This is a genomic window from Serratia sp. CY81684 (genome assembly GCF_052166595.1).
Taxonomy (GTDB): Bacteria; Pseudomonadota; Gammaproteobacteria; order Enterobacterales; family Enterobacteriaceae; genus Serratia; species Serratia nematodiphila.
Window position 1 is genome coordinate 589739 of record NZ_JBJNOO010000001.1, and the last position, 20914, is coordinate 610652.

The following is a 20914-nucleotide window of genomic DNA, read 5'->3' on the forward strand; positions in this document are numbered from 1 at the left end:
CCTGGCTACGCCCTCTGGTTATTGATTGACCGTCACATATCCGGGAAGGTCAGGGTGCCCCCCGGCGCTTCGCGATGAATGTGCAGGAAGTTCAGGTGCTTCTCGTACTGGTCGAGGATATCGCCAATCACCTGTTCTTTGCTGTAGTCCATCAGGTCGTTGCCCTGGGTGCCTTCCATCAGGAAGGTTTCCAGCCGGTAGTAGTGCGACTTGCCGGAGCGGGCGCGGTAGGTGAAGCCCGGCACCGAGTAGCGCATCGGCCAGATCTGATAGATGAAGTTCTGTTCCTCGCCCAGGTGTACCAGCAGCTCCAGGTGGTTCAGGCGTTCGTCTTCGGTCGGCGGCACTTCGCTGAACTCCACTTTCGCGCCGCGCAACTCCAGCTCGCGCGCCACGTCCTGCATCGCCGGGCGGCAAACCTTATCCAACATTTTCTGCGTGTACTGCGTGCCCGGGTAGTTCATCACCCGCGACAGGCGCTGTTTCCAGTTGAGCACGTCGTGGCTGGAGACCGGCACCGGCGCCAGGGTGCTGAGCGCGCTGGCCTTGCGGTAGTCCTCCACCCGCAGCGATTTGTACAGCCCGGCCATCACGAAGAAGATCACGAAGCTGAACGGCAGACCCATGATCACCGTGGTTTTCTGCAGCGCCGGCACACCGTCGGTCATCAGCATGCCGATGGTCAGCAGGCCGATGGCCACCGACCAGAAAATCCGCAGCCAGTTCGGCGCATCATTATTGATGTCGGCCAGGCGCGAGGTGAAGTTACCCAGCACCAGCGAGCCGGAGTCCGCCGAGGTGACGTAGAACAGCAGGCCGGTGATGGTGGCGACCGAGGCGCTGAAGGTGAAGCCGGGGTATTGCGCCAGCAGGCTGTAGAAGCCGCGCTCCGGGAACTGCATCACTTCCTGAGCAAACTCGGCGTTGCCGTGGATGATCTGGTACAGCGCGCTGTTGCCGAAGATAGACAGCCACAGCAGGGTGAACACGAACGGTATGATCAGCGTGCCGACCACGAACTGACGAATGGTGCGCCCGCGCGAGATGCGCGCCAGGAACAGGCCGACGAACGGCGACCACGCCACCCACCAGGCCCAGAAGAACAGCGTCCAGTTGTTCATCCACTCCACCGGCCGATCGAAGGCGAAGCTGTTGAGCGTCATGCCCATAAAGCGGTTGACGTAATCGCCGACGTTAAGCACCAGCGCGTTGAGCAGGAACTCGGTGTCGCCGAAGAACAGCACGAACAGGATCAGGCCCAGCGCCAGCAGCACGTTCAGCTCGGACAGGATGCGGATGCCCTTGTTGACGCCCGAAGTCACCGAGATGGTGGCCATGATCACCGACAGCAGGATCAGCGAGCCCTGCACCGTCAGGTTTTCCGGGATCTCGAACAACACCTTGAGGCCGTAGTTGAGCTGCACCACGCCGATGCCCAGCGTGGTGGCGATGCCGAAGATGGTGCCTAGCACCGCGGCGATGTCCACGCTGTGGCCGATCGGGCCATTGATGCGCTTACCGAAGATTGGGTACAGCGCCGAGCGGATGGTCAGCGGCAGATTGTAGCGATAGCTGAAGTAGCCGAGGGCGATGCCCATCAGCGCATACATCGACCAGCCGGTCAGGCCGTAGTGGAACAGCGTCCAGACCATTGCCTGGCGCGCGGCCTCCAGCGTTTGCGCGTCGCCTTCCGGCGGCATCATGTACTGGGTCACCGGCTCGGCGACCGAGAAGAACATCAAATCGATGCCGATGCCGGCGGCGAACAGCATCGCCGCCCAGCTCATCAGGCTGAACTCCGGCTTGGACTGCTCCGGCCCGAGCTTGATGGAACCGAAGCGCGAGGCGGCGATAAACACCACGAACACGATGTACAGCGTCGCCGCCAGCAGGTAGTACCAACCGAAGGTGGTCGACACCCAATTCAGCGTGCGGGTGATCCACTGCCCGGAGAAGTCGGTGAAAAAGATGGTCATCAGCGAGAAGGCCAGGATCAGCCCCGCCGAGGTGAAGAAAACCACAGGGTTGAGGCGGTCCTGCTGCGGTTTGGAGGAGGTTTCGCGTGTTGTCATCGTCATCCTCTGAACTGAGTAAAATCGTGCCGCTCCGCATTTCGGGGCGCGTTGGCGCCGCCGGAAAACGGGCGAATGAAGGCTGCGACCATCCCCATGGGAATGGCCTGAGTAACGCCGCTTTCGCCTGTTGCCGAAGCACCGGAGCGCTTCGCGGTGGGAACCGCTTACAGCCACTGATTTTGGTCAGATTCGTTAATTACCTCACAAAAATCAGCCAGTTCCACAACCAGATAGTACAAATTTTTAACCAGGCGGCAATAAAATATATGCAATTTTTATTGAACGTTCAATCAAAAAAAAGTTTAATAGTCCGCATGATGACCTGAATCACGGGCGAAACGGCAGTGAAATTTGCCCGCTGAGATAAGGCCGAAGTCGGTTTTGTGAGAGTCGAAATATGCCAAAGGTAGGAATGCAGCCAATCAGAAGGCAGCAGTTGATTGATGCCACGCTCGCCGCGGTAAACGAAGTGGGAATGCATGACGCCACCATCGCGCAGATCGCGCGGCGGGCCGGCGTTTCCAACGGCATCATCAGCCATTATTTCAAGGACAAGAACGGCCTGCTGGAAGCCACGATGCGCTATCTGATCAGCCACCTGGGCGAGGCGGTGAAGCTGCGGTTGCAGGCGCTGACCGATAACAGCCCGGCGGCGCGGCTGCAGGCGATCGTCGCCGGCAACTTCGACGACAGCCAGATCAACAGCGCGGCGATGAAGACCTGGCTGGCCTTTTGGGCCAGCAGCCTGCACCAGCCGCAGCTCAACCGGCTGCAACAGGTGAACGGCCGCCGGCTTTATTCCAACCTGTGCGCCGAGTTTCGCCGCGTCATGCCGCAGGCGCAGGCGCGGTTGGCGGCCAAGGGGCTGGCGGCGCTGATCGATGGGCTGTGGCTGCGCAGCGCGCTGCGCGGCTCTGCGTTCAATCAGGCGCAGGCGCTGGCGCTCACGACCGAATACATCACGTTCCAACTCCGGGGGCAGACGCCGCCCGGAGGATAACTCAAGGAGATCCTATGTCCCGTTTTGGCTTGCAGAAGCTCTATATTCATGGCGCCTATGTAGACAGCACTGCTGGAAAAACCTTCAACGCCATTAACCCGGCGAACGGCGAAGTTCTGGCTGAAGTCCAGTCCGCCGGCGCTGAAGACGTCGATCGTGCGGTGGCCAGCGCGGCCAGCGGGCAGAAGGTGTGGGCGGCGATGACGGCGATGGCGCGTTCGCGCATCCTGCGTCGCGCGGTGGATATTCTGCGCGAGCGCAACAATGAGCTGGCGGCGCTGGAAACGCTGGATACCGGCAAAGCGATGTCGGAAACCACCGCGGTGGACATCGTCACCGGCGCCGACGTGCTGGAGTATTACGCCGGCCTGATCCCGGCCATTGAAGGCGAACAGATCCCGCTGCGCGATACCTCGTTCGTCTATACCCGCCGCGAACCGCTGGGCGTGGTGGCCGGCATCGGCGCCTGGAACTACCCGATTCAGATCGCGCTGTGGAAGTCCGCGCCGGCGCTGGCGGCGGGCAATGCGATGATCTTCAAGCCAAGCGAAGTCACGTCATTGACGGCGCTGAAGCTGGCGGAAATCTACACCGAAGCCGGCCTGCCGGACGGCGTGTTCAACGTGGTGACCGGCAGCGGGGCGGAAGTGGGGCAATACCTGACCGACCATCCGGGCATTGCCAAAGTCTCTTTCACCGGCGGGGTGAAAACCGGCAAGAAGGTGATGGCCAACGCGTCGGGTTCGACGCTGAAAGAAGTCACCATGGAACTGGGCGGCAAGTCGCCGCTGATTATCTTCGACGACGCCGATCTGGATCGCGCCGCCGATATCGCCATGATGGCCAACTTCTACAGTTCCGGCCAGGTGTGCACCAACGGCACCCGCGTCTTTGTGCCGGCGGCGCTGCAGGCGCAGTTTGAGGCGAAAATCCTCGAGCGCGTGAAGCGCATTCGCCTCGGTGACCCGACCGATCCGCAAACCAACTTCGGGCCGCTGGTCAGCTTTGCGCACATGGAGTCGGTGCTGCGCTTTATCGAGAGCGGCAAGAACAGCGGCGCGCGCCTGCTGTGCGGCGGCGAACGCGTCACCCACGGTGAGTTCGGCAAGGGCGCTTACGTGGCGCCGACGGTATTCAGCGACTGCCGCGACGACATGGAAATCGTGCGCGAAGAGATCTTCGGGCCGGTGATGAGCATTCTCAGCTACCAGAGCGAAGAGGAAGTGGTGCGCCGTGCCAACGACACCACCTTCGGCCTGGCCGCGGGCGTGGTGACCCACGATCTGGCCCGCGCGCACCGCGTGATCCACCAGCTGGAAGCCGGCATTTGCTGGATCAACACCTGGGGCGAGTCGGCGGCGGAAATGCCGGTCGGTGGCTACAAGCAGTCCGGCGTCGGCCGCGAAAACGGCCTGACCACGCTGGAGCACTACACCCAGATCAAATCGGTGCAGGTTGAGCTGGGCGATTACGCCTCGGTATTTTAACTATCCCCGTCGTCTTTCGAGCCGCAGCCGGGTTGGCTGCGGCCGACACTCCCCGAGAGCCAAATACACCGCCTGTTGCGGATCCGCGTTTCGCGTTTTCGTCTCATGCAGGCCAATAAAGTAAGGAGATAATGAATGGAATTTGACTACATCATTATCGGTGCCGGTTCCGCCGGCAACGTGTTAGCCACCCGATTGACCGAAGACGCCGACGTCAGCGTCCTGCTGCTGGAAGCCGGCGGCCCGGATTACCGGATGGATTTCCGTACCCAGATGCCGGCCGCGCTGGCGTTTCCGCTGCAGGGCCGCCGCTATAACTGGGCGTATGAAACCGATCCTGAGCCGCACATGAACAACCGCCGGATGGAATGCGGCCGCGGCAAAGGGCTGGGCGGTTCATCCCTGATCAACGGCATGTGTTACATTCGCGGCAACGCGATGGATTTCGACAACTGGGCCAAGGCGCCGGGTCTGGAAGACTGGACCTATCTGGACTGCCTGCCGTATTTCCGTAAGGCGGAAACGCGCGATATCGGCCCGAACGATTACCACGGCGGTGAGGGCCCGGTGAGCGTCACCACGCCGAAGGCCGGTAACAACGAACTGTTCCACGCCATGGTGGAAGCCGGCGTGCAGGCGGGCTATCCGCGCACCGACGATCTGAACGGTTACCAACAAGAAGGCTTCGGCCCGATGGATCGCACCGTGACGCCGAAGGGGCGCCGCGCCAGCACCGCCCGCGGTTATCTGGATCAGGCGCGTTCTCGGCCGAACCTGAAGATCGTCACCCATGCGCTGACCGACCATATCGTGTTCGACGGCAAGCGCGCAGTGGGCGTCAACTATCTGCAGGGCGACAGCAATCAGCTGATCCATGCCAAAGCGCGCCGCGAAGTGCTGCTGTGCGCCGGCGCCATCGCCTCGCCGCAAATTCTGCAGCGTTCGGGCGTCGGCCCGGCGGCGCTGCTGAAAAGTCTGGACATCAACGTGGTGCACGATCTGCCGGGGGTAGGGGAAAACCTGCAGGACCACCTGGAGATGTACCTGCAGTACGCCTGCAAGAAACCGGTGTCGCTGTACCCGGCGTTGCAATGGTTCAATCAGCCGAAGATCGGCGCGGAATGGCTGTTCAACGGCACCGGCGTCGGCGCCAGCAACCAGTTCGAGGCCGGCGGTTTCATCCGCAGCCGCGCAGAGTTTGCCTGGCCGAACATTCAGTATCACTTCCTGCCGGTGGCGATTAACTATAACGGCAGCAACGCGGTGAAAGAGCATGGCTTCCAGGCCCACGTCGGCTCGATGCGTTCGCCGAGCCGCGGCCGGGTGCAGGTGAAGTCGAAGGATCCGCGCCAGCATCCGAGCATTCTGTTCAACTACATGTCGACCGAACAGGATTGGCAGGAGTTCCGCGACGCTATCCGCATCACGCGCGAAATCATGGCGCAGCCTGCCCTGGACGAATACCGCGGCCGCGAGATCAGCCCAGGGCCGGAGGTGCAGACCGACGAGCAGCTGGACGCCTTCGTGCGCGAGCACGCCGAAACCGCCTTCCACCCGTCCTGCTCGTGCAAGATGGGCGAAGACGAGATGGCGGTGGTCGACGGCCAGGGCCGGGTGCACGGCATGGAAGGATTGCGGGTGGTGGATGCGTCAATCATGCCGCTGATCATTACCGGCAACCTGAACGCCACCACCATCATGATCGCCGAAAAGATCGCCGACCGCATTCGCCAGCGCGCGCCGCTGCCGCGCAGCACCGCCGACTACTACGTCGCCGGCGATGCGCCGGTGCGCAAGCAGTAACCGACACGCCCTCTCGCCGTTGAGGGGGAGGGCCGCCGTAGCAAGCAACCCCTCTCCATATGCTCTTCCCCAAGGCGAGGGGGCAACTCTCTTTTATCCCTTATCCCATCATGCCGCCGGCAGCGAGATCGCCTGATCGAAACTGGTGGGCGTCGCCATGCGCCACATGCGGGCGTAGAACTCGCTTTTGATTTCCGGCTGCAGCAGCGCGCCCGGCTCCAGATAGTAATAGATATCGGCGTACACCTTGATCTCGGTCGGCGTGATGCGGCGCAGCATATGGTGCGAGGTCAGCTGCTCCGGGCGGCTGACGCCGGCCGCCGCCAGCATGTCTGCCAGCGCTTTCACCGTATTCTGATGGAAGTGGTAGACGCGTTCCGCCTTGTTCGGCACCACCAGCGCCTTTTGCCGCAGCGGATCTTGCGTCGCTACGCCGGTCGGGCAGTGGTTGGTGTGGCAGCTTTGCGACTGGATGCAGCCGACGGCGAACATAAAGCCGCGCGCCGAATTCACCCAGTCGGCGCCGAGCACCAGCACGCTGGCGATGTCAAAGGCGCTGATGATCTTGCCGCTGGCGCCAATCTTGATTTGGTCGCGCAGGCCGCAGCCCACCAGCGTGTTATGCACGAACAGCAGCCCTTCGCGCAGCGGCATGCCCATATAGTTGGAGAGTTCGAGCGGCGCGGCACCGGTGCCGCCCTCCTTGCCGTCCACCACGATGAAATCCGGCAGGATGCGGGTGTGCAGCATCGCCTTTACGATGGCGACGAACTCCCACGGGTGGCCGATGCACAGCTTGAAACCGACCGGTTTGCCGCCTGACAGCTCGCGCAGCTGTTGGATAAATTGCATCATTTCCAGCGGGGTGGTGAAGGCGCTGTGCGAGGCCGGCGAGATGCAATCCACGCCTTCCGGCACGCCGCGGGTGGCGGCGATTTCCGCATCTACCTTTTTCGCCGGCAGAATGCCGCCGTGGCCCGGCTTGGCGCCCTGGCTGAGCTTGATTTCAATCATTTTCACCTGCGGGCTTTGCGCCTGTTCGGCAAAGCGGCGCGGATCGAAATGGCCGTCGGCGGTGCGGCAGCCGAAATAGCCGCTGCCCAGTTCCCACACCAGGTCGCCGTTGTTTTCGCGGTGATAGCGGCTGATGCTGCCCTCACCGGTGTCGTGGTAGAAGTTACCCTTGGCCGCGCCGAGGTTGAGCGCGCGGATGGCGTTGGCGGAGAGTGCGCCGAAGCTCATGGCCGAAATGTTGAAGATCGACGCGGAGTAGGGCTGGCGGCAGTCGGCGCCGCCGATGGTGATGCGGAAACTGGTTGGGTCGGCGGCTTCCACCGGCCGCATGGAGTGGCCGATGCACTCATAGCCGGTTTGGTAGACGTCCAGCAGGGTGCCGAACGGTTTGTCACCCATCTCGTTTTTCGCCCGGCGATACACCAGCGTGCGCTGGGTGCGCGAAAACGGGATCTCTTCATTATCCTGCTCGAGGAAATACTGGCGCAGTTCCGGACGGATGAACTCGAAGAAGAAGCGCAGGCGGCCGATGATCGGGTAGTTGCGGCAGATGGCGTGGCGCTGCTGCGTGAGATCGTAGATACCCAGTACCATCAGGCAACCGCAGGCCAGGGCCGGCAGCCAGAACCAGGGATGGTTGTGCATCATGATCAAGAAAACCAGGGTGAGCAAGATGCTCAGCACAAAGCAGGTATAGCGGCTGAATAAGGACGACTTCATAACATCTCCTGATGTTTATTTTAATCCACACGACATGACTCACGGATAATCCGTGTGCAAATCGTAACCAACAGGAGAGGATGTTGTGTGTCTGTTGCTGCTTTGTCGCCGGTTGTTACATTAATTTAACCTGGCGGAAGGGAGGGGTTGCCGCGCGGCGTGCCGCGCAACAAGCCAAGATGTTTATTTGCCGGCGACGAAGATGGTGCTCATGCTGCGCAGCCGCAGCTTTTTCATCGCGCTGTATTTTTGCGAGAAGATGGTTTTCGGGTGCGTGCCGCGCTTTTCCGCAATGTGCAGCAGGCTGTCGCCGCGCAGCAGGTTGAAGATCACATCGCTTTCCGCCGGGCTAAGCTCGCGGGTTTTCTGCACTCTGATGCCGCCCGGTTCTTTGCTTTCCAGCAGCCGCTGGATTTTTTCCTGCAGCGAATAAAGCGGAATGCGGGTAGAGACCAATTCAACGGAAATCCCCAGGATCGACAGCAGCTTCACTACGCGCTCGTCGTCATAGAACACCAGCAGGCGCGTCTTGCTGTTGTATTGCTGGTGCAGGGACACCAGGCTTTCGATCACGTTGACGCTTTGTTCCAGGTTTTGCGAGGTGAAAATCAGCGCGATATCGTGCTTGGTGATCTTCTCTGCTTTAGCGCCGCCGTGCATGAAATCGGAAAACAGGCGGATATCGTACGCGCCGTAATGTTTCTTCAGCAGCACCGACAGGCCAACATAGCTGTACTTACACTCACTAATCACAAGAACGTTGTTTTTAGACATAGGGCAAACACCAATACCGAGTTAAAAGTATTCAGCTGTAAGAAGCGAGTTCAAATCCTTGATGCTGGATTCCTTCCACAGCTTTCCCTGCAGTGCGTAATATGGCATTTCATCCAGCCATTTCTTGTGTTCGGGAGTTTCAACTCCTTCGATAATTACCTTGTAATGATTAAGGTAAAAGAAGCGCAGTAACGCGCGCATCAAGCCCTCGCCGCCGGACTTTTTCATAAAGTCCCAGAGCAGAAAACGATCGAGCTTAACGAAGCGGAACTGGCTGTTGTACAACGCGGAAAAACCCGCATAGCCAGAACCAAAATCATCGAGCCAAAATGAATAACTATTCAATGACGGATCGCCGTGCACGCGATCTTTCACCAGCCGGGTTGAATTCTCGCTGATCTCAAAATGAATACAGCGCAGGGCATTAATTCTCTCGGCAAAGTGACTATTCGCCAGCGATTGCAGGGAATAATCGTCAACATTCAAAGTGGCTATCACTTGGTTTTCATGAAACCAGTGTTTGTATTTATCGATCAGATTGATCTGATCCATCAAAATCTCAATCCGGGTGGCGCTGTCGGCGTGACGAAAGAACTGTTCAGGAGAAAAATGGGCATATTCGCTATTAAACGTAAAGCGAGACAGACATTCAACGGCCAGCAATTGTCCCGATTTCGCGAACATTGGCTGAAAAACATAATTAATGCCGTTATTTTTCTCTCTGAAAGAACTGCTCATTTCCCAATCCTTGGATTGATATTTAACTTGTTGATTTTAAATGGTTAAAAAGAAAGTTACTCCAGGTTTATTGGTAAATTTCTTATTTAAAGCGTCAGGATGGCCGAAACGTGTCGACAGACCATTAAACGCGTAATTCGTGCCAAAGTCCAAACGTCGCAATCTGTTACTAAATGTAAATATTCGGGATAATATTCTGATTTTCAGGCCTTAACGCAAAATCTTGAACTCTGTAGCTTTCCCAAACACAGATTATTCCTATTCATATGAATCGTCAACATCGATCGATAGGTATCCGCCGATAGTTTATTCCTATCAAGAGGGGGCTTATGAATGTTTTAAACGATTTAACATTAAGAATATGCTTAGTCTATATTTCGTCCGGCAATGAGTTCATCGAGGCAACGCTCCTTTTCAGCAAGGGAGTGCTATCGCTGAGTGTATGCTCAGTGGCGGCAATATATATATAAGCCCGCCACTGAATCGATTATTTTATTGTTCTATGGAGCTGGAAATGAAAAAAGTATTATTGCCTTTGGCTGCCCTGGTATTGTCTGCAACTGCTTCCAACGCAATGGCAGCAAACGGCAACGTTAAATTCACCGGTGAAATTGTACAGTCCACCTGTAAAGTTGTTGATAAAGACCAGAATAAAGAAGTTTACCTGGGTAAATATCCTACCACCGCTTTCCCAACTGCCGGTTCTACCAGCGGTGCTAAAGCTTTCGATATCAGCCTGGAGAAATGTGAAGCGGGTAACTACACCCTGCGTTTCGACGGTAACACCCCAGCTGGCCACCCAGAGCTGTTGGCTGTAACTGGCGGCGCGACTGGCGTTGGCGTTGAAATTCTGGATAACAACGGTTCTACTCTGCCAATCTCTCAGGAAGTGGCTACCCCAGCTACCGTAACTGTTGCTGCTGATGGCGATAACCCAGGCGCTGCGACTTTCAACCTGCGCGCTCGTTACAAATCCTTCCAGGATCTGGTAACTGCCGGTCAGGCAAACTCTAACGCTACCTTCACCATCGAATACAAATAATTCGCTGGCAGGATAGATAGAGTTATTGGCCAAGGATGGCTAAATTTTGAGAGTTGAGACATTCCGATGAAAAAAATTCTGACTGGTATTTTATTCGCATTCTCTGTTAATGCCTTTGCCGGCATTCAGGTTGATGCGACGCGTGTCATCTATAACAGCGCAAGTAAATCCGCATCGCTCTCAATCAGCAATGACAGCGACGATACCTACATGGTGCAAACCTGGCTGGATACTGGCGATGCAAGCCAGATGCCTAAGAATTTGCCGATCGTGGTGACGCCACCCATTTTGAAGCTGGCTGCCAAGAAAGACGCCATTTTGCGTTTTATCTATTCCGGCAGCGGTTTGCCGCAGGACAGAGAATCTCTGCTCTGGGTCAACGTACAGGAAATTCCGCCAACGCCTAAGCAAGATAACGTGCTGCAGGTGGCGATCCGTACTCGTATCAAACTGTTCTATCGCCCGGATTCGTTGAAAACCAACCTGCAGCAGCAGGCAGAAGCGCTGAAGTGGAAGCGCCAGGGCGGCAATTTAGTCGTGACTAACGATGGCCCGCTGTTCGTCACGCTGGGCGTGTTGAACCTGAAGAGCGGCGGCAAGAGCTGGAAAGTGAACGCCGACATGGTCAAGCCACACGACAGCCTGCGTATTTCCCTGCCTCAGGGGGCGCAATCAGCCAACAATATGTCGTTTACCTATATCAACGACTATGGCGGTCACACCGAGATTAAAAACGTCGCACTGAATTGATTTGAAGCACTTCAAGGAATGAAAGAAATGGCACACAAAAGAATAACAACCCTCGCGCCAAAACGTTTGGTGAAGCTGATTAATGGTGTAATTTATTTTTCTGCTGTGCCTTTTTCATTCTCACATATGGCCATGGCGGAGGAGCAGTTCAACACCTCCTTCATCCATGGCGATGACAATATCGCCCAGGTGGCGTCGTTGGCCAGCGGGGATGACATTCTGCCGGGTAAATATCCGTTTGATATTTATCTCAACGGGCAGCGTATCGATCACCGCGAAATCGAATTCAAGAAAGAATCCAAAGACTCTCCGGTAGCGCCGTGCCTGACGGCCGCGGACTATCAGGATTACGGCGTAAAGCTGCCCGGCGATCTGACCACCGCCGGTGCCGCGCAATGCTACGCATTGCCACAACAGATCTCCGGCGCCAAGCTGAGCTATGACGCCGCCGTACAGCGTATGGATCTGGAAGTGCCGCAGGTGTTTCTGATCCCGCGCCCGCAAGGTGCCATTTCGCCGAAAGTTTACGATCGCGGCATCAATGCCGGCTTTGTTAACTATAACTTTAGCGGCACTCATAACCGCTACGGCAACAATCAGAACGACAAGACTTCCGACTATTACTTCCTGAGCCTTAACAATGGCCTCAATATTGGCGATTGGCGCCTGCGCAACAACTCGACGTTGAACCAACAGTCGGGCGCCGGTACGCATTGGAAGAACATTTCCAGCTGGGCGGAAACGGACATCGTTTCTCTGCGCAGCCGTCTGGTGATCGGCCAGACCAACACCAATAACAATGTTTTCGACAGCATTCAGTTCCGCGGTGTGCAGATGTCCAGCGCCGACGACATGCTGCCGGAAAGCCAGCGCGGCTATGCGCCGGTGGTGCGCGGTGTGGCGACGACCAACGCGCGCGTTGAAGTGCGTCAGAACGGCTATACCATTTACAGCACCAACGTGCCGCCTGGGCCGTTTGCACTGACGGACATTTTCCCAAGCACCCTGAGCGGTAACCTGGACGTGACGGTGATCGAAGCCAACGGTTCGAGAACCTCTTTCGTCGTGCCGTTCTCCTCGGTGCCGAACATGCTGCGCGAAGGGATTTGGAACTATCAGCTGACCGCCGGTAAATACCACGACGGCACCAGCCGCTATCAGCCCAAGTTTGTCCAAGGCACCTTGTCGCACGGTATGGCGTATGACATCACGCCTTACGGTGGCGTGCTGGTGGCGGAAAACTACCGTTCAGCGGTCGTGGGCCTCGGTAAAAACCTGGGGAACTGGGGGGCTGTCTCTTTTGATATGTCCTATTCCGACACCAACCTGGTGAACGGCGATGACAAGCAGGGGGAGAGCTTCCGTTTCCTGTATTCCAAGTCGCTCAACGATTGGGGGACGGAATTCCGCATTGCCGGTTACCGTTACTCGACCTCCGGCTATTATGATTTCTCCGATGCGGTTGCCGAGCGCGAACGCTATGAGAACGGTTATTACCGTAACGATTACTACGATCAAAACGATCGCAACCTGGGCGTGCCGGACTGGGCGGAATCTCGCCGCCGCAGCTATTACACCAGCCGTTTCAACAACAAACGCCAGCGCGTTGAGCTGTCTGTCAACCAGCGCATCGCCGGTAATTCGACGCTGTACGCCAACCTCAGCAACCAGTCTTACTGGGGCGGGTCCGGTGAAGACCGCACCGTACAAACCGGTTTTAACAGCAGCTATAAAAATATCAGCTATGGCGTCTTTTATCAGGACAGCCGCAGCAACTACGGCTATAAAGACCGCAGCGTCAACCTGACCGTATCGATTCCGTTCAGCTTCTTCAGCAAGGATTCGTCGGACATGACCGCCAGCTTCAACGCCGGCCACAGCAAGCAGAGCGGCAACACCTACAGCGCTGGCCTGAGCGGCACCGCGCTGGATGACAACCGCTTGAACTATGCGGTGCAAAGCGGCCATGATCGTTATTCGGGCCAAACCAGCTCGGCCAACGTCGGTTATCAGGGCAGCATGGGGACCATCAATGCCGGTTATAGCTACAGCAAAGATTATCAGCAGTCTTCGTTGGGCGTGGCGGGCGGTATCGTTGCACACTCCGGCGGCGTGACGTTGACCCAGCCGCTGCAGAATACGTTTGTGCTGGTGGAAGCCAAAGACGCCAAGGGCGTTCGTATCGAAAACCAACCGGGCGTCGCCATCGACCGCTTCGGTTACGCGGTGATGACCTCTGCGTCGCCATACCGCCATAACCGTGTGGCGCTGCGCACCGAGGATATCGGCAACGGCCTGGATATCCCGATGGCGGCAAGAGACGTGGTGCCGACTTACGGCGCAATCACCCGCGTGAAGTTTGAAACGCACACGGGCCAAAGCCTGTTGGTACACAGCAAGATGACCGACGGCAGCGTACCGCCGATTGGCGCCAACGTCTTCAGTGCGGACGGCAAGAACAACGGTACTGTCGGTACCAACGGCGATATTTATATCTCAGGTGCCTCCGCAGGGGATCGTCTGCTGGTGAAATGGGGCAACGACGCGGGCGAAAGCTGCTCACTGGTGGTGCCGGAATTGAAAGCGGCGACCGAACAGTTGATGGGTTATCAGGAACTTTCGCTGACCTGCGGAAAACCGTAAAAGGAAAGGATATGTCTTCTTTGTTAAAGCATAAGAATCTCGGGTTGGCGGCTGGGCTGCTGGTCACGCTGGGCGCGTTTTCGCAGAGCAGCTATGCGCTGTCGTGTAAGCAGAACGGCAGCATTCGCCAGGATATCGTGCTGGATAAAGCCATCAAGGTGTCGACCGCCAATACCGCGCCGGGCGCGTTGCTGTGGCGTTCGCAGACCTTTACTTCCGTTTTTCAGTGCTCGGATACGGATGGTATGCCGCAAGGTGAAAACGCCTACTTATATTGGGATCCTCAGGCTCGCATGAGTCAGATCCATAACTCGATCGAAGTGGGTGTCACTTATCAGGGGATCGATGTTAAACCGACTAAGGGCGCACGCCAGGACGTGGGGCCCGGCACGGAATGCCGTCGTTCGGGCAGCCGCTGCCTGTCTCCGGCCAGACCGCTGACGGTTACCGTGTCGTATGCTGTCTATATCAAAGCGACCGGCAAGGCGCCGCCGGCCGGTGGCAAGATCAACGATAACAACTCGTACTCGGTATTCCAGGTTGATGGCGTCGGCGGCTTGAACAGCCGTCCGAACAGCAACTTTAACGCCTACATTTCCGGGCTGGGCAATATTCAGTTTATTTCCTGCAACCCGAAAATCACCGTGGTGGCCAACAACGGTTCGACGGTGAATTTCGGCACTATCCCGCGTCAGAATGCGGTGGTGGGCAAAATCGAGAAACAGGTGCCATTCTCGGTTGCCGCCAATATGTCCGATCCGACGACCGGACAGGACTGCCAGGGGGAGACGCTGCAGGCCAGCTTCAGCAGCACTTATCCGCTGCAGGATAACAGCGTGATCCTGCCGACCAGCGACAGCGGCTTCGGTATTTTGATCTCGCAGGCGGCGACGCCAAATACGCCGATCATGATGAACAGCCCGGTCGATCTGGGCCTGGTCAACGGCACCATCGTTGAAAAGAACTTTATGGCCAGCCTGAAATGGTTGAGCACCAACCCGAAAGTGGGGCCGTTCAGCGCATCGGCGAATATTGACGTCACCTTCAAATAATTCGGTGTCTCGTCAATAGAGAAAGGGTTCAGTTCTCGCGAACTGAACCCTTTTTTGTGCCTTATACCGCGCTGATTAACGCAGCCCCATCCAGCTGGTGCAAACGCCTTCCGGCGGTTTGCCGGCGTACCAACGGGGTAACACGGGGGCATCATGGCGCGGTTCGGCCTGCATTTCTATCGGCTGCGCCGGCCATTCTGCGACGTCCCAGCGGGTGGTGCGGCGATACACCGCCGGGGTTTTGCCGAACTGTTTCTTGAAGGCACGCGAGAACGAAGGCTGAGAGTCAAAATGGTATTGCAGGGCGATATCCAGGATCGGTCGTGGAGTGGAGCGCAGCGCCTGCGCCGCCTGCGACAGGCGCCGCTCGCGGATATAGCTGCCGAGCGCGTGGCCGGTGGTGCTGCGGAACATGCGCTGCAGGTGCCATTTGGAGTAGCCTGACTTGGCGGCGACGTTGTCCAGCAGCAGCGGCTGATCCAGATGAGTTTCAATCCAGTCTAGTAAATCGTGAATGATATTGACGCGATCCATGGTTTTAGTTCTCCCGCAAAAACGACATTCAGGTCACAGTGACTTAGCTTAATTATCCAAGAATATGCTTTGATAATAGGCGTGACTACGCCGTTACGCAAGGGTAAGCCGGGGATAAAAAGGTGGCCAAAAATGCTCTTTGAACGGCAGGGGAATAAAAAAAAGGCCGCATAAAGCGGCCTTTTCAGTAGGAAGTGACGGAAAATCAGTTAGTTTCCGGTTTCACTTCAATGTAGTTCAGACCCAGCACGCTGCTGGTGTAACCGCGGATCTTGTTGGTCATCTCGATATCGCCGTTCAGCTTGTGGCCGTAGGACGGGATGATCTCTTTCAGCTTGCTCTGCCATTCCGGCGTCGCCACTTTGTCTTTGAACACGGTTTCCATCAGGTGCAGCATGATTGGCGCAGCGGTGGAAGCGCCCGGCGAAGCGCCCAGCAGAGCGGCGATGCTGCCGTCTTCAGAGCTGACGACTTCGGTGCCGAACTGCAGCACGCCGCCTTTATCCGCGTCTTTCTTGATGATCTGTACGCGCTGGCCTGCGGTCCACAGCTTCCAGTCTTCCTGCTTGGCGTCCGGGAAGTACTCTTTCAATGCGGCGAAGCGATCGTCGTCGTTCATCATCAGCTGGCCGACCAGGTATTTCACCAGATCGAAGTTATCCAGACCGACGTGGGTCATCGGCATCAGGTTCGAGGTGCTCAGCGAGTGCAGCAGATCAAACAGCGAACCGTTCTTCAGGAACTTGCTGGAGAAGGTGGCGAACGGCCCGAACAGCAGCACGCGCTTGCCGTCCAGCATGCGGGTATCCAGGTGCGGCACGGACATCGGCGGCGAACCTACGCTGGCCAGGCCATACACTTTGGCCAGGTGCTGGTTGGCGATCTCCGGGTTGGTCGTGACCAGGAACTGGCCGCCGACCGGGAAGCCGCCGTAACCGTCGGCCTCAGGGATGCCGGATTTCTGCAGCAGGGTCAGGGACGCGCCGCCTGCACCGATGAACACGAACTTGGCGTTAACGGTGGTTTCTTTACCGTCGCGGTTCAGATCGGCAACGGTTACGCTCCAGGTCTGGTCGGCGTTGCGCTTGATGTCGCGCACTTCGTGGCTCAGGTTCAGCTTGAACTTGTCGCTGGCGCTCAGTGCGTCAACCAGCTGGTGGGTGATCACGCCGAAGTTAACGTCGGTACCCAACGGCATGCGGGTGGCGGCGATTTTCTGCGCCGGATCGCGGCCGTTCATCACCAGCGGCGCCCACTGTTTGATTTGCGCAGGGTCTTCGGAGTATTCCATACCGCGGAACAGGGTGCTGTGCTGCAGCGCCGCGTAGCGTTTACGCAGGAAGTTGACGTTGTCGTCGCCCCACACGAAGCTCATGTGCGGCACGCTGTTAATGAAGGATTTCGGATCTTTCAGGACATTGTTTTTCACCTGATAAGACCAGAACTGACGGGAGATTTCGAAAGACTCGTTAACCTTCACCGCCTTGCTGATGTCGATGGTGCCATCGGCTTTTTCCGGCGTGTAGTTCATTTCGCTGAAGGCGGAGTGGCCGGTACCGGCGTTGTTCCAGCCGTTGGAGCTCTCTTCCGCCACGCCGTTCATGCGCTCGTACATGTCGATGGTCCAGGTCGGCTCCAGCTCATGCAGATAGGTACCCAAGGTGGCGCTCATGATGCCGCCGCCGATCAACACCACGTCGACGGTTTTATTCTTCTCTTCAGCCGTCGCCTGTTGCGTAACGCCAAACAGGCTGAGACTGAAAATCAGGACGAGTAATTTTCTCATTGAATTAAATCTCTTGTGTGTAAATTCTACTCATTGCAGGTGAAAGAATTTAGCGGGAGTTACCCTGGAAATAATGAAGCCGACCGCCCGGCGTGAGCCGATAGGCAGCAATAATGCCTTTTTGTTAATAGGGTTTTTAACGAAAAGTGAACTATTGCAGGCCGTCCGGATGCAAATTGATCGGTTCACGTTACTGGCGGGGTATTATTGTTTGCGAGAATGTTAAAAACTACTTTTGTAACTAAAAAAAATGAATATAAGCAAAAATAGGCCGGTTGCTGTCGCAGTAATAAACAAAGAGGGAAGAAAGGTCGTATAACCGCGTTATTTCCGGGGGTTAATTGTCGCGTAATTAAACGTTATTTTGTTATCACACAATAATTGCGGTTAAATTGCAAATGCCTATCGGTAACCAATAATAAATGGCCACCGTTGCGGGCGGCCATCGTGCAGAAGGCGGTTACTTGATACCCATCGCATCGCGCATGGTGAAGAACAGATCGGTCTGATCGGTCAATCCCACCACGTTGGCGGCGTGCGGGCCGTAGGCCGCGACGCGCAATTGGGTGCCGGTGTGCCCCTGCGACTCTTCTTCCGAGTTGCCGTAGCTGAGGGTCATCGGCGCGCCGTCTTTGGTGGTCAGCATCTGGGTCAGGCCCGGCGCTTTGGCGTCGGCGGCGACGATCTGGCTGGAGTGCGCATGGTCGGCGGTGACGATCACCAGCGTGTTGCCGTCGGCGCGGGCGAAGGCCAGCGCTTTTTGCACCGCTTCGTCCAGATCGACGGTTTCACCAATCTGCCCGCACGGGTTAGCGGCGTGATCCTGCTTATCGATCGACGCGCCCTCTACCTGCAGGAAGAAGCCGTTCGGGTTATCTTTCAACAGTGCGATCGCTTTTTCGGTCATCGCCGCCAGCGTTGGCGTGGCCGCGGTGCGCGCCGGGTTGTTTTCGCAGGTTACCGCCGGCTTGTCGAGGTTGCCGTGGTAGCTGGCTTTCGGCCCCAGCCAGCGCACCGGCATGTTGCCGTCGGCGAACAGACCCAGCAGCGGTTTTTGCTGGTTGGCCAACGTAACGGCCTGCAGCTCATCCGCGTTGCTCACCCACTGGTAACCCTGGGCTGCCGCCTGATCTTTCAGCGATTTTCCTTGCCATTCGCCGCTTTTCGCCAGCTGGTTGAAGGACTTCGCGCCGCCGCCCAGCGTGACGTCGGCGCGGGTTTTCAGCAACTGCTCGGTGATGGAGCCGCGGCCGCCGTTTTCCAGCGCGTTAGCGGCGCATTTCTCGCTGGTTTCCTCCGGGCCGTAGCATTTGCGCGAGGTGACGTGCGACACCAGCGCCGCCGGCGTAGCGTCTTGCAACTCGGCGGTGGAGACGTTGCCGGTGGCCTTGCCGGCCGCCTTGGCGATCTCCAGCAGCGTCGGCTGATCTTTGCCGTTCACGTCCACGCCGAGCGCGCCGTTATAGGTTTTCACCCCGGTGGTCCAGGCGGTGGCGGAGGCGGCGGAATCGGTCACGTAATCCGGCTTGTGGGTTTTCTTGTCCAGCGAGTAGTGGGTGTATTGCCCGGTCAGCGGCAGGGCGTCGATGCCCTTGAAGTAACCGCCTGCGCCTTCAGCGTAATTGCGCGCGGCGGTGATCTCGGAATCCCCCATGCCGTCGCCGATCAGCAGAATCACGTTTTTCGCTGTTTTGTCCGACAGCGACGCCTTCAGCGCGGCGGTCTGATCGCCGGCCAGACGACGGGCGCCGCCCGGTTCGGCGAGGTTGCCGTGCGCGGCGCGTTCGGTCAGGCCATCGGCATTGGCCGAGGTTTCCGCCGCGATGGCGGAGGAACAGAGCAGGGCGGACAGCACGGCGCCGGCGATCAGGGATACAGCAGGTTGCATGGGGTAAGCTCCTTGTCGTAATACAACAATGTAAATAACATCAAATTGTTACGAAAGGAGAGTAGAGCAGAGGGATGACAATTTTATGACAATGAAAGACGGGATGGCCCGGCGGCCACCCCGTTTGACAATCAGGCCGCGCGCGCCGGAATAGCCAGCCCGCGCTGCACCGCCGGCCGCGCCAGACCGCGCTCCAGCCACTGCGCGACGCGCGGGAAACTGTCGAACGCCACCAGTTCGCGCGCCTCATAGAAGCCGATCAGGTTACGCACCCAGCCCAGCAGCGAAATATCGGCGATGGTGTAGTCCGCACCCATGATCCAGTCGCGGCCTTCAAGGCGCGTTTCCAATACGCCGAGCAGACGTTTCGATTCGTTTTTGTAACGCTCCAGCGGCCGCTTGTCTTCATATTCGCGTCCGGCAAACTTGTGGAAGAAACCGAGCTGGCCGAACATTGGGCCGACGGCGGCCATCTGGAAGAACACCCACTGAATGGTCTCATAACGCTGCGCCGGATCCTGCGGCAGGAAACGGCCGCTCTTTTCCGCCAGGTAGAGCAGAATGGCGCCGGATTCGAACAGCGGCAGCGGCCGGCCGCCGGGGCCGTCGGGATCGATGATCGCCGGGATCTTGCCGTTCGGGTTCAGCGCCAGGAATTCCGGCGTCCAGGTCTCGTTGTTGCCGATGTCGATCAGGTGCGCTTCATAAGGCAGGCCGATCTCTTCCAGCATGATGGACACTTTGACGCCGTTCGGCGTCGGCAGAGAGTAGAGCTGCAGCCGTTCCGGGTGCTGAGCCGGCCAGCGTTTGACGATCGGGAATTGGGTGGAATCGAGCATGGAAACTCCTCGGGTTGGCGGGGTCGTTTAAGCGTACCCCTTGAGTATTGCAGTAAAACTACCCCGCCGCCGGGTTACACCGTGAGGTCAAAATGTGCGGCCAGCGCTTTTTTACCGGCAGGGGGCAGCTGTAGTTCGCGGCTGTCGAACCGGCGGACGATCCAGCCGCGTTGGATAAAGGCGGCTAACAGCGCGGCGCCCAGCGCGCCACCGAGGTGAGAGCGGCGTTCGCTCCAGTCCAGGCAGCCGCAGGCGAAGCGGCGGCGGGTGGGAGCGGGGGAGCAATCGACGCCCAGCCGCGCCAGCGCGGCCTGACCGACGTCGCTTAACCGGTAGTCTTCTTCGCCGGTCAGCCAGTTCAGCGCATGCAGCCGATCGTGCAGCTTCACCGCCACCTCGCCCGCCATATGGTCGTAACAGGTGCGAGCATATTGCAGCGAGGTGGGCGTGCTGCTTTTCACCGACGGGCGCGGCACGCCCGCCAGCGCCATCAGACCCTCCAGCGCTGCGGCCACCGGTTGCCCGGCCAGCCGAAAATAGCGATAGCGCCCCTGTTTGAGGCAGGCAATCAGCCGCTGCTCCAGCAGCTTCGCCAGATGTGCGCTGGCGGTAGACGGGGCGACCTCGACCGCCGCGCTGAGCTCGGTGGCGGTGTAGGCGCGCCCGTCCATCAACAGGCACAGCATGCGCGCCCGGGTGCGGTCGGCGATGGCGGCGCTGAGCGCCGCTAAACGATCTTCTATCTCGATGTTATGCATACTTCGAGGTT

Annotated in this window: 17 protein-coding genes; 8 read left to right on the forward strand and 9 right to left on the reverse strand. The window is 58.0% G+C overall.

All coding sequences use genetic code 11. The annotated features are described in order from the left end of the window. Positions 1 to 32: 32 nt before the first annotated feature. On the reverse strand, positions 33 to 2072 hold the full coding sequence (locus ACJ8QF_RS02950) for a choline transporter (protein ID WP_004939112.1): 2040 nt from the start codon (positions 2070 to 2072) through the stop codon (positions 33 to 35). On the opposite strand from ACJ8QF_RS02950, the gene ACJ8QF_RS02955 reads away from it, so the two are divergent. From ACJ8QF_RS02955 to betA, 4 genes are all read left to right on the forward strand, one after another. Next, positions 2063 to 2401, forward strand: coding sequence for a hypothetical protein (locus ACJ8QF_RS02955; protein WP_280630768.1), 339 nt, complete (start codon positions 2063 to 2065; stop codon positions 2399 to 2401). The genes ACJ8QF_RS02950 and ACJ8QF_RS02955 overlap by 10 nt on opposite strands. 71 nt (positions 2402 to 2472) lie before the next feature. Continuing rightward, positions 2473 to 3075, forward strand: coding sequence for a transcriptional regulator BetI (gene betI / locus ACJ8QF_RS02960; protein ID WP_154870602.1), 603 nt, complete (start codon positions 2473 to 2475; stop codon positions 3073 to 3075). Between the two features lie 14 nt (positions 3076 to 3089). After that, a complete protein-coding gene (gene betB, locus ACJ8QF_RS02965; RefSeq protein ID WP_280630767.1) occupies positions 3090 to 4562 on the forward strand; it encodes a betaine-aldehyde dehydrogenase in 1473 nt (490 codons plus the stop codon). Positions 4563 to 4697: 135 nt separating this feature from the next. Further along, positions 4698 to 6365 carry a choline dehydrogenase gene (betA, locus tag ACJ8QF_RS02970; RefSeq protein WP_280630766.1) on the forward strand — a complete coding sequence of 556 codons (1668 nt, stop codon included), beginning with the start codon at positions 4698 to 4700 and terminating at the stop codon, positions 6363 to 6365. A 108-nt stretch (positions 6366 to 6473) separates the two neighbouring features. Here betA and ACJ8QF_RS02975 read toward each other — a convergent pair whose 3' ends face one another. The 3 genes from ACJ8QF_RS02975 to ACJ8QF_RS02985 form a co-directional block, all read right to left on the reverse strand. Beyond that, entirely contained in the window at positions 6474 to 8099 is a 1626-nt protein-coding gene (locus tag ACJ8QF_RS02975) for an FMN-binding glutamate synthase family protein (RefSeq protein WP_015377182.1), read from the reverse strand. Positions 8100 to 8282: 183 nt separating this feature from the next. Next, complete coding sequence (locus tag ACJ8QF_RS02980) at positions 8283 to 8873, reverse strand: LuxR family transcriptional regulator (protein ID WP_004939094.1); 591 nt, start codon at positions 8871 to 8873, stop codon at positions 8283 to 8285. Positions 8874 to 8894: 21 nt separating this feature from the next. Next, the gene (locus tag ACJ8QF_RS02985) at positions 8895 to 9611 is read right to left on the reverse strand and encodes an EAL domain-containing protein (RefSeq protein ID WP_197752895.1); all 717 of its coding nucleotides are present in this window, start codon (positions 9609 to 9611) and stop codon (positions 8895 to 8897) included. Positions 9612 to 10125: 514 nt separating this feature from the next. On the opposite strand from ACJ8QF_RS02985, the gene ACJ8QF_RS02990 reads away from it, so the two are divergent. The 4 genes from ACJ8QF_RS02990 (at position 10126) to ACJ8QF_RS03005 (ending at position 15098) form a co-directional block, all read left to right on the forward strand. Further along, a complete protein-coding gene (locus ACJ8QF_RS02990) occupies positions 10126 to 10653 on the forward strand; it encodes a fimbrial protein (protein ID WP_004939088.1) in 528 nt (175 codons plus the stop codon). A gap of 66 nt (positions 10654 to 10719) precedes the next feature. After that, positions 10720 to 11403, forward strand: a complete 684-nt coding sequence (locus ACJ8QF_RS02995; RefSeq protein ID WP_004939085.1) for a fimbrial biogenesis chaperone — start codon at positions 10720 to 10722, stop codon at positions 11401 to 11403. A gap of 27 nt (positions 11404 to 11430) precedes the next feature. Then, positions 11431 to 14046, forward strand: coding sequence for a fimbria/pilus outer membrane usher protein (locus tag ACJ8QF_RS03000; RefSeq protein ID WP_015377184.1), 2616 nt, complete (start codon positions 11431 to 11433; stop codon positions 14044 to 14046). An 11-nt stretch (positions 14047 to 14057) separates the two neighbouring features. Further along, positions 14058 to 15098: a fimbrial protein gene (locus ACJ8QF_RS03005; RefSeq protein WP_048322570.1), complete on the forward strand. Its 1041-nt coding sequence runs from the start codon at positions 14058 to 14060 to the stop codon at positions 15096 to 15098. Between the two features lie 75 nt (positions 15099 to 15173). On the opposite strand, the gene ACJ8QF_RS03010 is transcribed toward ACJ8QF_RS03005, so the two are convergent. The 5 genes from ACJ8QF_RS03010 to ACJ8QF_RS03030 all read right to left on the reverse strand — a co-directional run bounded on the left by ACJ8QF_RS03010 (position 15174) and on the right by ACJ8QF_RS03030 (position 20903). After that, a complete protein-coding gene (locus ACJ8QF_RS03010) occupies positions 15174 to 15632 on the reverse strand; it encodes a helix-turn-helix domain-containing protein (RefSeq protein ID WP_049187328.1) in 459 nt (152 codons plus the stop codon). Positions 15633 to 15837: 205 nt separating this feature from the next. Then, positions 15838 to 17418 (reverse strand): malate:quinone oxidoreductase, encoded by a 1581-nt coding sequence (locus tag ACJ8QF_RS03015; RefSeq protein WP_280630763.1) that lies wholly within the window; start codon positions 17416 to 17418, stop codon positions 15838 to 15840. Positions 17419 to 17878: 460 nt separating this feature from the next. Beyond that, complete coding sequence (gene phoA, locus ACJ8QF_RS03020) at positions 17879 to 19306, reverse strand: alkaline phosphatase (protein WP_015377187.1); 1428 nt, start codon at positions 19304 to 19306, stop codon at positions 17879 to 17881. 131 nt (positions 19307 to 19437) lie between these two features. After that, a complete protein-coding gene (locus tag ACJ8QF_RS03025) occupies positions 19438 to 20145 on the reverse strand; it encodes a glutathione S-transferase N-terminal domain-containing protein (RefSeq protein ID WP_004939065.1) in 708 nt (235 codons plus the stop codon). Positions 20146 to 20219: 74 nt separating this feature from the next. Next, on the reverse strand, positions 20220 to 20903 hold the full coding sequence (locus tag ACJ8QF_RS03030) for an ArsR/SmtB family transcription factor (protein WP_442537244.1): 684 nt from the start codon (positions 20901 to 20903) through the stop codon (positions 20220 to 20222). Positions 20904 to 20914: the final 11 nt, after the last annotated feature.

Coding starts and splice junctions, on each gene's coding strand:
- ACJ8QF_RS03000 (WP_015377184.1), top strand. CDS start 11,431: ATGGCACACAAAAGAATAACAACCCTCGCGCCAAAACGTTTGGTGAAG.
- ACJ8QF_RS03025 (WP_004939065.1), bottom strand. CDS start 20,145: ATGCTCGATTCCACCCAATTCCCGATCGTCAAACGCTGGCCGGCTCAG.
- ACJ8QF_RS03030 (WP_442537244.1), bottom strand. CDS start 20,903: ATGCATAACATCGAGATAGAAGATCGTTTAGCGGCGCTCAGCGCCGCC.
- betB (WP_280630767.1), top strand. CDS start 3,090: ATGTCCCGTTTTGGCTTGCAGAAGCTCTATATTCATGGCGCCTATGTA.
- ACJ8QF_RS03005 (WP_048322570.1), top strand. CDS start 14,058: ATGTCTTCTTTGTTAAAGCATAAGAATCTCGGGTTGGCGGCTGGGCTG.
- ACJ8QF_RS02985 (WP_197752895.1), bottom strand. CDS start 9,611: ATGAGCAGTTCTTTCAGAGAGAAAAATAACGGCATTAATTATGTTTTT.
- ACJ8QF_RS02995 (WP_004939085.1), top strand. CDS start 10,720: ATGAAAAAAATTCTGACTGGTATTTTATTCGCATTCTCTGTTAATGCC.
- betI (WP_154870602.1), top strand. CDS start 2,473: ATGCCAAAGGTAGGAATGCAGCCAATCAGAAGGCAGCAGTTGATTGAT.
- ACJ8QF_RS02990 (WP_004939088.1), top strand. CDS start 10,126: ATGAAAAAAGTATTATTGCCTTTGGCTGCCCTGGTATTGTCTGCAACT.
- ACJ8QF_RS02980 (WP_004939094.1), bottom strand. CDS start 8,873: ATGTCTAAAAACAACGTTCTTGTGATTAGTGAGTGTAAGTACAGCTAT.
- betA (WP_280630766.1), top strand. CDS start 4,698: ATGGAATTTGACTACATCATTATCGGTGCCGGTTCCGCCGGCAACGTG.
- ACJ8QF_RS02975 (WP_015377182.1), bottom strand. CDS start 8,099: ATGAAGTCGTCCTTATTCAGCCGCTATACCTGCTTTGTGCTGAGCATC.
- ACJ8QF_RS02950 (WP_004939112.1), bottom strand. CDS start 2,072: ATGACAACACGCGAAACCTCCTCCAAACCGCAGCAGGACCGCCTCAAC.
- ACJ8QF_RS03015 (WP_280630763.1), bottom strand. CDS start 17,418: ATGAGAAAATTACTCGTCCTGATTTTCAGTCTCAGCCTGTTTGGCGTT.
- ACJ8QF_RS03010 (WP_049187328.1), bottom strand. CDS start 15,632: ATGGATCGCGTCAATATCATTCACGATTTACTAGACTGGATTGAAACT.
- phoA (WP_015377187.1), bottom strand. CDS start 19,306: ATGCAACCTGCTGTATCCCTGATCGCCGGCGCCGTGCTGTCCGCCCTG.